The sequence below is a fragment of the Paraglaciecola sp. L1A13 genome (genome assembly GCF_009796745.1).
Classification (GTDB): domain Bacteria; phylum Pseudomonadota; class Gammaproteobacteria; order Enterobacterales; family Alteromonadaceae; genus Paraglaciecola.
The window spans coordinates 4169505-4183378 of record NZ_CP047024.1 but is presented as its reverse complement, the minus strand read 5'-3'; the positions used below and the strand labels follow the sequence as shown (position 1 = coordinate 4183378).

9 protein-coding genes, 1 other RNA gene and 1 pseudogene are annotated in these 13874 nt (G+C 42.8%); 5 read left to right on the top strand and 6 right to left on the bottom strand.

The features are described from left to right. The first annotated feature begins 173 nt into the window (after positions 1-173). The 3 genes from GQR89_RS17600 (at position 174) to GQR89_RS17590 (ending at position 3757) form a co-directional block, all read left to right on the top strand. Positions 174-1868, top strand: a complete 1695-nt coding sequence (locus tag GQR89_RS17600) for an NAD-dependent malic enzyme (protein ID WP_158771253.1) — start codon at positions 174-176, stop codon at positions 1866-1868. A 129-nt stretch (positions 1869-1997) separates the two neighbouring features. Then, positions 1998-2371, top strand: an RNA gene (gene rnpB / locus GQR89_RS17595) — RNase P RNA component class A. A 240-nt stretch (positions 2372-2611) separates the two neighbouring features. After that, a complete protein-coding gene (locus GQR89_RS17590) occupies positions 2612-3757 on the top strand; it encodes a PAS domain S-box protein (protein WP_158771252.1) in 1146 nt (381 codons plus the stop codon). Here GQR89_RS17590 and GQR89_RS17585 read toward each other — a convergent pair. After that, complete coding sequence (locus tag GQR89_RS17585; protein ID WP_158771251.1) at positions 3750-4346, bottom strand: TetR/AcrR family transcriptional regulator; 597 nt, start codon at positions 4344-4346, stop codon at positions 3750-3752. The genes GQR89_RS17590 and GQR89_RS17585 overlap by 8 nt on opposite strands. A gap of 175 nt (positions 4347-4521) precedes the next feature. Between GQR89_RS17585 and GQR89_RS17580 the strand changes: the two genes are divergently transcribed. Continuing rightward, positions 4522-5541 carry an MBL fold metallo-hydrolase gene (locus GQR89_RS17580; RefSeq protein WP_233269013.1) on the top strand — a complete coding sequence of 340 codons (1020 nt, stop codon included), beginning with the start codon at positions 4522-4524 and terminating at the stop codon, positions 5539-5541. A gap of 48 nt (positions 5542-5589) precedes the next feature. Here the strand turns inward: GQR89_RS17580 and GQR89_RS17575 are convergent. From GQR89_RS17575 to GQR89_RS17565, 3 genes and pseudogenes are all read right to left on the bottom strand, one after another. Beyond that, positions 5590-8756: pseudogene (locus GQR89_RS17575) on the bottom strand (efflux RND transporter permease subunit). 11 nt (positions 8757-8767) lie between these two features. Then, a complete protein-coding gene (locus tag GQR89_RS17570; protein WP_158771249.1) occupies positions 8768-9883 on the bottom strand; it encodes an efflux RND transporter periplasmic adaptor subunit in 1116 nt (371 codons plus the stop codon). Positions 9884-10230: 347 nt separating this feature from the next. Beyond that, positions 10231-11715 carry a hypothetical protein gene (locus GQR89_RS17565; protein ID WP_158771248.1) on the bottom strand — a complete coding sequence of 495 codons (1485 nt, stop codon included), beginning with the start codon at positions 11713-11715 and terminating at the stop codon, positions 10231-10233. A gap of 240 nt (positions 11716-11955) precedes the next feature. Between GQR89_RS17565 and GQR89_RS17560 the strand changes: the two genes are divergently transcribed. Further along, positions 11956-12429, top strand: coding sequence for a thioredoxin family protein (locus GQR89_RS17560; RefSeq protein WP_158772315.1), 474 nt, complete (start codon positions 11956-11958; stop codon positions 12427-12429). A 60-nt stretch (positions 12430-12489) separates the two neighbouring features. Here GQR89_RS17560 and GQR89_RS17555 read toward each other — a convergent pair whose 3' ends face one another. Continuing rightward, positions 12490-12924: an OsmC family protein gene (locus tag GQR89_RS17555; RefSeq protein ID WP_158771247.1), complete on the bottom strand. Its 435-nt coding sequence runs from the start codon at positions 12922-12924 to the stop codon at positions 12490-12492. A 253-nt stretch (positions 12925-13177) separates the two neighbouring features. Beyond that, positions 13178-13831, bottom strand: coding sequence for a TetR/AcrR family transcriptional regulator (locus GQR89_RS17550; RefSeq protein WP_158771246.1), 654 nt, complete (start codon positions 13829-13831; stop codon positions 13178-13180). Positions 13832-13874: the final 43 nt, after the last annotated feature.

Below are 13874 nucleotides of genomic sequence, written 5' to 3'. Positions count from 1 at the left end.
TTGGGAAAGCATTGTATGTGATTGAATTTTTGATATGCTGGGCTTTCAATAAAAATGCTGCTAAGTGATTCGATGCTTATTATCGTCGTCGATTGTACTTCGCAGCATTTTTAATATATCGGTTGTAAATTTTCTGCGAAAACCCTATTTTCGCGCCAAACAGGACACTTTTTATGAGTAGCTCAACGCCTAAAAGTGCGTTATATATTCCTCACTCAGGACCTTCTTTGCTTGAAACTCCCTTACTCAACAAAGGCAGTGCATTTACTGCCCAAGAACGTGTAGCGTTTAATCTTACCGGTTTAATACCGCCGCGTTACGAGAGTATCGAAGAGCAAGTTGAACGTGCCTACATGCAATATTCAAGTTTCAACGAACCGATTAATAAGCATATATATTTACGCGCGATTCAAGATAACAATGAGACGTTATACTACCGGCTTATCCAGCAGCATATCGATGAAATGATGCCGATCATCTATACCCCCACGGTAGGTGATGCGTGTGAACAGTTTTCTGATATTTATCGGAGTTCTCGCGGCTTATTTATTTCCTATTCAGAACGTCATCAAATGGACGACATTATTCGCAACGCCACGAAGCGTAAAGTGAAAGTAATAGTCGTCACAGACGGTGAGCGAATTCTCGGTTTGGGTGACCAAGGCATAGGAGGTATGGGGATCCCTATCGGTAAGTTGTCTTTGTATACCGCGTGTGGCGGTATTAGCCCAGCATACACGTTGCCTGTTATGCTTGATGTGGGAACCAACAACGAAAAATTACTTAACGATCCTATGTATATGGGCGCTCGCCATAAACGCATCGGGCAGGCTGAGTATGACGAGTTTGTTGATATGTTTATCAAAGCCGTGCTCAAACGTTGGCCTGAAGTCATGTTACAGTTTGAAGACTTTGCTCAGCCCAACGCAATGCCGTTACTTAAACGGTATCGTGACAAAGTCTGCTGTTTTAATGATGATATTCAAGGTACCGCTGCAGTAACGGTGGGCACGATATTAGCTGCTTGTAAAAGCAAGAACACCAAGCTCAGTGACCAACGAGTCGTATTTGTTGGCGCAGGTTCAGCTGGCTGTGGTATTGCAGAACAAATTATCAAACAGATGACCAGCGAAGGGATTTCTGACGCTCAAGCTCGTGGTCAGGTCTTTATGGTCGACCGCTTTGGTTTAGTAACTGATGATATGGAAGGCTTGCGTGATTTCCAGTTACGACTCGCCCAACCGCTGATTAACCAAGTAAATTGGCAGAAAGTGGGCCAATATCCTTCTCTGCTCGAAACGGTAAGCCAAGTTAAGCCAAGTATTCTTATTGGGGTTTCAGGTCAGGCAGGCTTATTCACTGAGCAAGTCGTTAAAGAAATGAAAAGTCATTGCGATTTGCCGATAATATTCCCTTTAAGCAATCCGTCTCGTCAGGTTGAAGCCCGTCCTGAGCACGTAATTGAATGGACTGACGGTGACGTTATTATTGCTACTGGTAGTCCATTTAATCCAGTTGAATACAAGGGTAAAATCTATCCTATTGCTCAGTGTAACAACAGTTATATCTTCCCTGGCATTGGCTTGGGCGTCTTGGCGGCAAAAGCGAGCTTGATCAGCGACGAAATGTTGATGGCAACCAGTGCCGCGCTAGCGAATGCTTCACCTTTGGCTAACGGCCTAGGCACAGCGCTTTTACCGCCTTTGACTGGTATCGCCCAGTTAAGTAAGAAAATTGCATTTGATGTTGGCAAGATTGCCCAGAAACAAGGTTTAGCATTAGAAGTAAGCGATGAGATGCTCAGTGAAAGAATCGACGGAAATTTCTGGAAAGCAGAATATCGGCCTTACAAGCGTGTCAGTATCTAACGCAACTGTGCTTTGAATCTAAAAAATGCCGCATTATTTGCGGCATTTTTATATGCGTTGACTTTTAGTCGGCTTTCTAACGTCAAAGCAGATTGTAAGTCAGGCTTAACCTGCGTAGAATCCCGCTCCGGAGTTGGTCAGGCAATCGCCGCTTATTGGATATAGCACCTAGTGTTGTGTGTTAATAGGGGGAGGAAAGTCCGGGCTCCATAGGGCAGGGTGCCAGGTAACGCCTGGGCGGCGCAAGCCGACGACAAGTGCAGCAGAGAGGAAACCGCCTAAGCGCGTAAGCGCCGGTAAGGGTGAAAGGGTGCGGTAAGAGCGCACCGCACCACTGGTAACAGTGTGTGGCAAGGTAAACTCCACCCGGAGCAAGACCAAATAGGATCTCGTATGGCGTGGCCCACGTTGAGATCGGGTGTGTTGCTTGAGCCAGTGAGTGATTGCTGGCCTAGATGAATGGTTGCCCACGACAGAACCCGGCTTATCGACCAGCTCCACCTTTTTACAATATCATCGCCTGAACTTCGGGCGGTGATAATTTTTCTCTTACCTTATTCATATCAGATTCTATCCCTCAGTCCTGTTTTTAGTTGTTTTTATGCATTGTTTAGCAGCTTGTAACTTAGACTTTAGTCTATTTTTTGTGCTTTAAAGACGTAAATCACTAGCATATATCACCACAAACGCTTATTTTTACTTAAAGAAACCACTGCATCCAAGTCACATATTGTAGGTTTTTAATGGTTAAAAAAGTAATCGATAAATTGAGGTGGAACCCCTCTTCGTTTCCTAAAGTGAATTTGGAAAACAAAAACATGTTTCGCTTAGCGATGGAGCATTCTGGAATAGGCATGGCTTTAATCGCGCCTGATGGAACTTGGTTGAAGGTCAATCAGGCCATATGCGATATTGTGGGTTACACCGCCAGTGAGCTAGTTAAACTCGATTTTCAAACTATCACGCATCCGGACGATTTAGAGGATGATTTAACACTATTAAAACAGTTGCTTGGCGGTGAAATTCAAACTTACAATCTAGACAAACGTTATTTCCATAAAAATGGTCAGCTTATTTGGGCAAAACTTACCGTGTCATTAGTACGTGATGATGATCAACAGCCACTGTATTTTATTTCTCAAATTCAAGATATTACTGCGCAAAAGAAAGCATCGGATGAATTGTCCTTGGCGAATCAAGAAATGGAGGAGTTCTCGTATCGGTTGACACATGACCTTTGCTCTCCGTTGAGCTCAATGGAATATGTGATGGAAATGGCGGCTAAGTATATCGAAGACGGTGATTTGCCTAATGCTTTGAAAACGGTGCGGATTACGCAAGCAGGGATCACTAAACTGAGTGATCTTGTAGAGAGCGTGCTGGACGTGAGCAAAATTAAGTTACAAGAAGAAGATAACCTGCCTGTAGATGTACCGGTCGTTGTTTACAAAGCGCTAGAAGCGTTGAGTTATATGCAGAATTATAGTCGCTTGGATATTGAAACCCGATTTGATTACATTGGTTCAATTAATACTAAGCCGCAAAAATTTATGCAGATTATTGATAACCTTATATCTAATGCTATTAAGTATCAGGATACACGCAAGCCTAACTCATTTGTTAGGATTTCAACGTATAAGATCGATGGTGATTTTATACTCGAAGTACGTGATAACGGCCTTGGCGTGGATGAAATATATCGAGACAAATTGTTTACGATGTTTGAGCGTTTTCATCCTGAGGCATCATTCGGTACTGGACTGGGGTTATATATGGTCAAAAAAAGTGCAGATATCTTGGGCGGTAGCCTTGCTTATTCTGCACCTGAGGTGGGTAAGGGATCAATTTTCCGTCTTACATTGCCAGCGAGCACCGTGAAGCTCAGTTAGATTGATATTGCGCTAAAAAAGTCGCGAGGTTTCTTTCGATAATATCTGTGATATTTAAAGATGAATGTGTTTCAAATCCATAGAGAATAGGATAAAAAATAAATCCTTTTAAGGCGTAAACAAATTGCTTTGCAGCAAAATCGATGTCCTCTATTTGCAGCCTTTGTGCAGCGTTAGCTTGCTGTAAAAATGTGCCCAAATACCGCATACAACCGAATTCATTATTGGCGATGCTTTTCGCTAAAGAGGGTTGTTGCAACATTTGCATAAACGTTATCTTGGCAATACGCAGGAAGCGTTCGGAAGTCAGTAACTCGACTTCTTGTTGCGCAATTTCACGCAATTGGCTCTTAATAGGTTGGTTGTCGTTAAATTGTAGCTCTTGTGCGTCATCAAGCTGTGCAAACATGCGAGTAAGTATTGCTTGAAATAGCTCTTCTTTCGTTGAAAAGTGATTATATACCGTGCGTTTAGAGGCTTGTGCTGCTTTTGCTATTTGATCCATAGTGGCGTGTTCTACCCCATATTCAAAAAATAATTGCTCGGCAGCATCTAAAATATTTAGACGTTTCTTATCTGATAACTTCATCTTTATCCCTTATTAGTTACTATATGTTACCCCATAAAAAGTAAACCTAATAGTTTACTTTTTATGGAGTTATGATAAGTTACACTCATTAGTTTACTTTTTAGAGTGATGAATGAAAACATTCAGTCTCGGAATATTGCTCACTTGTGTGAGTGGGATAATAGGAGCGTATCTGTTGAACAATGAATTAACCGCCACCACTAACGAGAGCGTGGTAAGTAGCATCCGTCATAGTAATGGTAAGTTTCACAACAGTGTGCAGAGCGAGGCACCAAGCTTGGGGAAAACCCTTGGTATTTTTAAGCGCTACTTTACTGAGAAAAAAATAGATTCGACACCAACTGAGCAAGTCCCCATGCTTCAGGTAACGCGCCAGCAGCTAGATGCATTAAGTGATGACAATGTTCATATCGTTAAATTGGGGCATTCAACATTATTGATTAAAATGCATGGCGAATATTGGTTGATTGACCCGGTTTTTTCAATGCGAGCTTCTCCGTTTTCTTTTATCGGACCTAAGCGCTTTCAGCCGACACCTATCAGCATTGATGATTTACCACCTATTGATAAAGTATTGATATCGCACAATCATTATGACCATTTGGATCAAGCTGCAATTAAGGCGTTAAACACTAAAACGCGAGCGTTTTTAGTCCCGTTAGGAGTAGAGGGTGATTTGCAAAAATGGGGGGTAAATGAAGAAAAAATAAAACAGTTTGATTGGTGGCAAGAACAACAAACTGAGCACGCATTGGTGGCATTTACGCCAAGCCAACATTTTTCAGGCCGCGGTATTGGTGACGGTAATAAAACGCTCTGGGGATCATGGGTTGTTAAAACGCCTGGGCGTAGTTTTTATTTTAGCGGTGATTCTGGATACTTTGCTGGTTTTAAAAGCATCGGTGATAAGTATGGACCATTTGACTTAACTTTCATTGAAACAGGTGCTTACGACAAAGACTGGGCTGATATTCATATGACACCTGAAGAATCAGTGCAAGCTCATATCGATTTAGCAGGCGATACGATGGTGCCAATTCATAATGGTACTTTTGATTTAGCCTTCCACCCATGGTACGAGCCATTAGTTAGAGTCAGTGAGGCGGCACTAAAATATAACGTTTCTCTAAGTACGCCCGTTTTTGGGCAAGTATTCAAACTTGAACATAAGCCGATTCAAACGGTATGGTGGTAAAATAACCCATAAAAAAAGGCCCTGTAGGGCCTTTTCTTATGTTGCTAATTATTCTCGTTCAACAACCGGTACACGTCCCATGTCATCGAGTTTTTGACGTTTTACTAACATTGAGAGTTTACGCATTAGTACATAGAACACCGGCGTAAAGACTAAACCGAAAAAGGTTACGCCCAGCATGCCACTAAATACCGCTACGCCCAATGCTTGGCGCATTTCTGCCCCAGCACCTGTTGCAGCAGCAAGAGGCAACACCCCAAGAATAAAGGCAAATGAGGTCATCAGAATAGGGCGCAAACGCAGTTTGGCGGCATCGCTTGCTGCTTCATATAAACCTGCTCCTTCGTGCTCACGATGACGAGCGAATTCTACAATAAGAATAGCGTTTTTACTGGCTAAGCCTACCAGTACAATTAAACCTACTTGGGTCAAAATGTTGTTATCTAAGCCCATGAGGTGCACCCCAGTGATGGCACTTAGCAAACACATTGGCACAATCAGAATAACCGACAAAGGTAAGGTCCAACTTTCGTACAAAGCTACGAGCAATAAGAATACAAACACAACGGCAAAACCAAACGCTAATAACCCTGTGTTGCCTGATTGCTGTTCTTGGTATGCAAGCTCTGTCCATTCGTAAGTGATACCATCAGGCAAGATTTCGGCTGCTAAGCGCTCCATGGTCGCGATGGCTTCTCCAGAGCTATAGCCCGGCGCTGTGCTGCCAATTAAATCGGCCGCTGGATACAAATTGTATCTAGGCACGCGCGACGGACCTGAGCGGTACTCGAATGTAGCCACTGAACTTAATGGCACCATTTCACCCGATGAATTACGCACTCGTATACGACCAATATCATCAGGCTCCATACGATAGGGCGCGTCGGCTTGGGCTGTCACCCGAAATGTTCTTCCTAGATAACTGAAGTCATTGACGAATGCGCTGCCTAAGTAAATCTCCAAAGCGCTGAACACGTCAGACACTGAAACACCCAAGCGCTCTACACGCTCTCTGTCAATGTCGGCATATAATTGCGGAGTGCTGGTTTCGAAGAAGCTAAACACAGCTGTGGTTGCAGGTTCTTTATTCGCTGCACCTGCGAGCTGCCACATAGCTTGCTCTAGAGCCGGTAATCCACGACCGCTTCTGTCTTCTAGCATCATTTTAAAACCACCACCGTTACCAATTCCTCGAACGGGGGGGGGGGAATAACGACAACATTGGCATCACCTATAGCCCCCATCTTCGCCCGAGCTTGACTCAATACATCATTGAAGGTAATACCAAGCTCAGCACGCTCATCGAAGGATTTCATAATGGTGAATATCGCTGCGGCATTGGTGGCATTTGTGAAGGTAGCACCTGAGAAACCGGCAAATGCAACAGCGTTTTCAACTCCGTCAATACTGAGCAGTTTTTCAACAGCGTCTTGAACGACGGCATCGGTACGTGACAATGATGCGCCAGAGGGTAATTGTACACCGACGATCAAGTATCCTTGATCTTGGGCTGGTATAAAGCCCTTTGGAACGATGCTAAACATGTAAACCGTAAAGCCCATTAAAACGATATATATCAGAGACATCAATCCACCACGACGGACAAGCTTATTTACCAATTTAGCGTACTTGTCTGATGTTCTGTCCATTCCTCGGTTGAATTTCCCAGAAAGATGGTGAAATAAGCCGCTTTTTTCTGACTCATCTTTATGGGGCTTAAATAATACCGCTGCAATCGCTGGGCTCAGTATTAATGAAACTGACACTGAGATAATGGTCGCAACGGCGATGGTGATACCAAATTGGCTATAAAATTGGCCTGAGATACCATCAACAAAAGCAGTAGGTAAAAATACAGCAACTAATACCAGCCCGATTGCTAACACCGCACCGCCGACTTCAGTCATAGTTTGACGAGCAGCTTTGAGCGGTCGCATGCCTTGTGCCATAAGGCGTTCCATATTTTCTACTACAACGATGGCATCATCTACCACAATACCGATGGCCAAAACTAAACCGAACAAGGTCAGGTTATTTAGCGAGAAACCTAATGCACTTAAAATAGCAAACGAGCCAATTAATGAAATAGGAATGGCGATAATGGGAATTAGCGCTGCCCGCCAGTTCTGTAAAAATACCATAATAACTAACACCACCAGGGCGATAGCTTCGTAAATAGTGTGCTCAACCGCCGTAATAGATTCACTGATAAAGTTGGTAGGGTTATAGGCTATTTTATAGGTTAAGTCGGGTGGAAAGTTTTTTCCAACCTCTACCATGGCCGCTTTAATGGCGTCAGCTGTTTCAATTGCATTAGAGCCTGGGCGTTGAAATACAGGCATGGCCACTGCTTTTTTATCACCTAAGTAACCACGTGTTGTGTAACTTTCTGCACCCAGTTCAACACGGCCTACATCGCGTAATCTTACAATCTTGCCATCTTGGTTTTTGATGATGACATTCTCAAACTCTTCCGGCTCAATCAATTGACCGCGAGTTTGCACATTTAGCTCAAACGCTGTTTGACCCGCGTCTACAGGTGCTTGGTTCAAGGTCCCACTGGCCACCTGAATATTTTGCCCTCGTAATGCGGTTATAACTTCAGCTGCGGTTAGGTCTAACGACGCAATGACATCTGGGTCAAGCCAAACACGCATGGAATACTGACTGGCTCCAAACAGTAAGATATCGCCTACACCGTCAATACGAGATAGTTGATCACGTATTTGCAATGAAGCGTAGTTGGCAATATAAGTCTGGTCATAGGTACCGTTTGGTGAGTACATATTAACGACTAGCATTAAGTCCGGAGAGTTCTTCTTGGTCGTTATGCCTAAGCGACGAACCGTTTCAGGTAATCTTGGCTCAGCAATCGCCACACGGTTTTGAACCTGTACTTGTGCATTATCCAAGTCAGTACCAAGCTTAAACGTTACGGTAATCGTAACGCGGCCGTCGGCAGTTGATTGGGATGACATGTATAACATGTTTTCCACGCCGTTAATCTGCTGTTCTAACGGGGTGGCAACGGTTTTAGCGGCGACTTCTGCACTCGCACCAGGATAAGATGCAGCCACTTGTATCGTGGGGGGCGCAATTTGCGGATACTGCTCAATGGGTAAACTAAAATAAGCCAAGCTGCCTATGATTAGAACGATAATAGCTAATACCGAAGCGAACTTCGGTCGATCGATAAAGAAATGAGATATATTCATGTTGTCTCCCCTTACAGCGTGTATTGGCTAGAAAGGTCAACTTCTTTGGCTTCTACTGGCGTACCCGGACGAGCTCGCATCAAGTTATTCAAGATCATGCGATCGTCTTTACTTAAGCCAGATTCGATTACACGTAGGTCTTTGGTGTGAAGCTTACCTAAGGTAACGAACTTGCGATCGATTTTACCCTCGTCATTCACGACGAAGACAAATTTACGTGATTGATCTGTACCGATGATGGCGTCTGGGATCAGAATTTTTTCAACATTTTGTTCTGATAGCAAACGAATACGACCAAATAAACCAGGCACAATAAATCCGCCAGGATTATCTAAAATAGCTCGACCAACTATGGTGCCGGTGTTTTGATCAATTTGATTATCGACAAAGTCCATGACGCCGATATGGCTATAGTCTTTTTCGTCTTGTAAGCGGATTTTTACTGGATTTGCTGCATTTCGAGAACTTTCGCGCTTATTTGACTGACTTAACCGAATGTAACGCAGTAAGTCACGTTCACCGGCATCGAAATAGAAATGAATGGGGTCAATTGATACCACATTAGTCAATAAGGTGGCACTGGTTGCTGTGCCATTAATTAGATTACCTTCGTTGATTAAGTCTCGTGATACCACGCCATCGATAGGCGACTTTACTTCGGTAAATTCTAAATCAAGTTTAGCATTGTCTAAATTAGCTTGCGCCATATCGTATTCGTTTTGGCGACGATCGACTTCTTCTTGAGAAAGCGAGTTCTTCTTACGTAAATCATTACCGCGATCCAATTCCTTTTTCGCTAATGCAAAACGAGATGCCGCACCCTGTAAGGCGATTTTAAAGGGGCGTTGATCGATAATAAATAATACATCGCCTTTTTTAACGGTCTGACCATCTTTGAAGTTAACTTTATCTAAGTAACCACTCACGCGGGCACGGATGTCCACTTGTTGTGTGGCGTCAAAACGACCTGTGTATTCGTCCCACTGGGTAATAACAGCGGAAATCGGAGCCGCCACTTCAACTGGCAACGATTGAGGTGCAGACGCCTTTTGCTCTGGTTGCTTGGAGCAGGCGGAAACTAGTGTTAACAGTATCATTGTCAGTAAATAGGGCTTGAGTAAGCGCATTAAATTAAATCCTCGTTTGGCGTGAGCAACACACGCTTAATTTAGTATGGTTTATGTGCAGTATGGCTGATATGAGCGCATGATCCTTTGAGTTGAAGGCATGCATGCAGTCTTTGGATCGATAAGTTCAGTCATGACTAATTGTCTGGGTCAGTGTTGTACGTCAATAAAGCACAGACCGATTAACTAACAAGAAAATCTCACTTAATTAGCTAATGGTTGAATTAACTTTGGACAGCGAAAAATCAATTGCGGAAATGGGGTCAGATACAGAACAAACAACCGCTAAGGTTAGATCTGTGGACTATAAAATATTTTTTTTAGCTATATCAAAGGCTGGTGCTATTTTAACCCTTGGAATTTATCCATAAATTTTGCTGCTTTTTAAAATGAAAGTAACTATGAGGAGACCAAGTACGCGGAATCGCTTCTCTATTTTTAGGTTGATCGAGTTCGGTAGCGATTTTCTGGGCTATTGCATCCAATGTGGCTGGCGCTAAAGTTGAAAATCGATTGTGGACTTGTTCAAAGTACAAATTTTGTTGGGCACTAATAGTGCACTGATTACCAATGGGATAGCTCGCACCCAATGCACTAACTACGTGGCAATTAGGTTCATTTACGTGAGTTGGATTCAGGCTATTGACCAGTGCATAGGAAAATTCGTTAGGAGTGACGTCAGCATCATTCGCAAGACAGAATACTACTCCGAAGCCTGGCGGGAAATGGCCCATTATTTTTTGCAAACTCTCGGCGCTATTTAACGTTAATGCGCCTCTTTGTGCCGAATGAATAACCACTTTCGTGGCTTTAGGTAAATCTTCGAAGTTGAAATTGGGCTTGGTGGATAACACGATAGACGTATAAATTTGAGCTGCTTTAATCGTACTGCCAAGAGCTTCTCTGGGCTTAATGGCACCATCTAACATGCTACGTAGTAGGCGAGCACGGTTATTTTCACTTTTATCAAAACGATCTTTGCGCAGCTTATAGTCGTCTGAATCATCATTTTCTTCGTCAAAGTGCCCAGTACCTAAGCCCTCAGAGACATATTCAATCGTCTGTTCGTGATTCATAATCAAAAGGGGTACACGGACTTCTTTATCCAGCACTCGATAGGGATCTAGTGCGCCATCGGCCCCCTTAAGGAGGCGCTGAATTTCAGGATGTTGCATACCAATATCTTGCAATAGTGCTGCACTAATCAAAGGAACGGCCACATCTTTTTGGAACAAATTAAGCGGCCCGAATGAAGCTGGGGGCGTGGAAAAACGTGATGACAGGTGGTACCGACTAACAATATATTCGTTTTCTACGTATTTACTCGCCAACATTTGATCGAGTAAACGTAAGCTAAGCACTGCTTTATACAAGGGTTTGCAACGTTGGTGGGATTGCGCAACATTTTTCCCCTGAGTAGGGCATATAAGCAATAAGGTGGTGAGAACTTTTGCGCTTTTCTGTTGGGTTTCTTGCCAGCTCTTACCTTCGCATAACTTTACAATGTCAATACAGACTTCATTTAAGCATTTCAAACGAACATATCGTAGGCGATCCTGTTTCGCTGTTTCAACCTTTAAATCCTTTATTGCGTCGTTATGAAGCTCCCGTAAATGATTTCTCTGAATTTCATTTTTGGCTGTTTCAATGTCTTTACACTTCTCTTCTACCACTTTTGTTAGCTGCAGGATAACTCGTTGCTGACTTTGCGCACTTTGAAAATAAATTTCCGCTTGCTCAAACAGAGATTCCTTTGTTTGCGTAACATCGTTTATTCTAGCCACTAATGCAGCTACCGATTTGGTAAATGCATTATCGCTTGATGTTGTCATGTTTCGTATCCTTTGGTTATGTGACCTTCTGCCTGCGCACCGTAAGTCTAGCCTAAAAAAAAGGGCCAAGTAACTGATTTTAATTGTCTTTGATTGATCGATAAAGCATAAATAATGAATGGGTATTTTAATTGCCTATATATTATTGTTCTTCAATATCCGCGCTTGCATTTTTTAACTGTACATTATTGAATAGACATTCATATTAAATAGGAGGCTAAGGTATTGAATAAGATAAAAATGTTTGGTTTGTTGGGATTAATAAGTTTAGTTTTGTCTGCATGTAGTCATTCAACTGCTCGTGAATCTGATTTCTTAGGTGAAGTAAGCGCAGAGCAATTGCTAGCTCAATATCCTGTTTTCCAAGATGAATATGAATCTTATGAACCGAGTGAGAAAGAGCTCGCTGCTGTTGCTTCGTTACAAGACGATAGCCTAGTAGTGTTGTTTGGTACTTGGTGCCATGATAGTCAACGAGAGGTGCCTAGACTCTTAAAAATATTTGATCTTAGTGGATTAGATGTTCCTAAGTTAACCTTGGTTGCCGTTGACACTAAGAAAAATGACCCTCAGGGACTGGCTAAAAAATATGCACTTAAGTACACACCCACCTTTGTGCTATTAAAGGGCGACAAAGAACTAGGGCGCGTGATAGAGCGACCTAAAATGAGTCTAACCGAAGACTTACAATTATTATCATCAATGACAAAGTAACTTCAATAGCTAATAAATCGGCATTTACAACTGAAATGCCGGATTTTTTTTGCTGAATACCTAGCTGTTTTCTAAAGTGACGTCCAAGGTGATGTGTGTATCAAGCAACTTAGATACGGGACAGTTGTCTTTGGCCTGTTGTGCAATTTTGGCAAATTCATCATCAGCAATTCCGGCTACTTTGGCGGTCAAACTTAAAGCTGATTGACTGATTTGGAAGCCATCATCGATTTTATCCAAACTAATTTTAGCCGTAGTACTCAATTCACCGTTCTCATAGCCTGCATCTGCCAGTGCAAAGGAAAGCGCCATTGTAAAACAACTCGCATGGGCTGCACCGATTAGTTCTTCAGGGTTCGTTCCCTTACCATTTTCAAAACGGGTATTGAAGCCATAAGGCTGATTCGTTAATGCACCTGTTTCAGTTGAAATACTACCTTTACCCGCTTTGCCTAATGGTTTGTAAGTGGCACTACCTGATTTCACTATACTCATATGCTTCTCCTAAATTAGGGTTGATAGACCAAAAGCCAACAACATAAATGTTCTAGATAAGATGCAAATGCTTTGCCGCTTTTTTTTATATGCGGATAGCCCCGCCCAGTAGAAGGATTGGAGATTGGCTGCGTGATAAATTTACCGCAAGGTGAGAGGTGTTCGTGAGGTTATTACATATAGGAATGCAATTATTACTGGGCTAGAAACCCGATTATAGGGCATCAAATTGATAATAGCCGGCTTGACGTTGTTAAGGACGAGCATAACCATTGAGGAACATATCAACGGCAGCGGTTACAAACTCCTCTTGTTCTTCAATACTTAGATTGACGACTTCGCCAAGCATGCAGCGAATATGATAATTGCCTTTGAGCGCGCCCATAAAATGACTGGCAGCAATAAAGCAGCTTTTGATATCTAGGTGTTGTTTGTCAACTTGGGCTTGCAAATATTCAGCTAGATTGCGTATGGCACGCTCCGTAGCGAGGGTTAGGAATATTTCTCGAAGCCGAGGGGTCCGCACAGCTTCACCTATTATCAAACGGTGAATTGCCCCTACCTCTGGCGAAATAACCATGCTAAAAAAACGCATTCCTATTTCTATCAACGCGACGCGGGGGGGTTTACTTTGTAAGTCGTTGTAATCTATTTCACTTAATAATTGATCGCTTTTACGCTCTATTACCGCGTAAAACAAACCTTCTTTATTACCAAAAAGTCGATAAAGTGTGGCAAGTGATCCACCCGCCAGAGCCACAATTTCTTGTAAGCTCGCTGCTTCGTATCCTGATCCCACAAAAACTTTTGTAGCGGCCTGAATGATTTTATCGCGCCTAATAAGGCCTCGCTCTCTAGGAGCATATTGTGGCGTGTCGATTGGTGTTGTTTTTGTATTTGAGGACATAATTAAACTGTTTTAACAAGACGAAGGCACAATAACAAATATT

Bases quoted from the DNA above. Each gene is read 5' to 3' on its own strand.
- GQR89_RS17600 (WP_158771253.1), top strand. From the start codon at position 174: ATGAGTAGCTCAACGCCTAAAAGTGCGTTATATATTCCTCACTCAGGA.
- GQR89_RS17590 (WP_158771252.1), top strand. From the start codon at position 2,612: ATGGTTAAAAAAGTAATCGATAAATTGAGGTGGAACCCCTCTTCGTTT.
- GQR89_RS17585 (WP_158771251.1), bottom strand. From the start codon at position 4,346: ATGAAGTTATCAGATAAGAAACGTCTAAATATTTTAGATGCTGCCGAG.
- GQR89_RS17570 (WP_158771249.1), bottom strand. From the start codon at position 9,883: ATGCGCTTACTCAAGCCCTATTTACTGACAATGATACTGTTAACACTA.
- GQR89_RS17565 (WP_158771248.1), bottom strand. From the start codon at position 11,715: ATGACAACATCAAGCGATAATGCATTTACCAAATCGGTAGCTGCATTA.
- GQR89_RS17560 (WP_158772315.1), top strand. From the start codon at position 11,956: ATGTTTGGTTTGTTGGGATTAATAAGTTTAGTTTTGTCTGCATGTAGT.
- GQR89_RS17555 (WP_158771247.1), bottom strand. From the start codon at position 12,924: ATGAGTATAGTGAAATCAGGTAGTGCCACTTACAAACCATTAGGCAAA.
- GQR89_RS17550 (WP_158771246.1), bottom strand. From the start codon at position 13,831: ATGTCCTCAAATACAAAAACAACACCAATCGACACGCCACAATATGCT.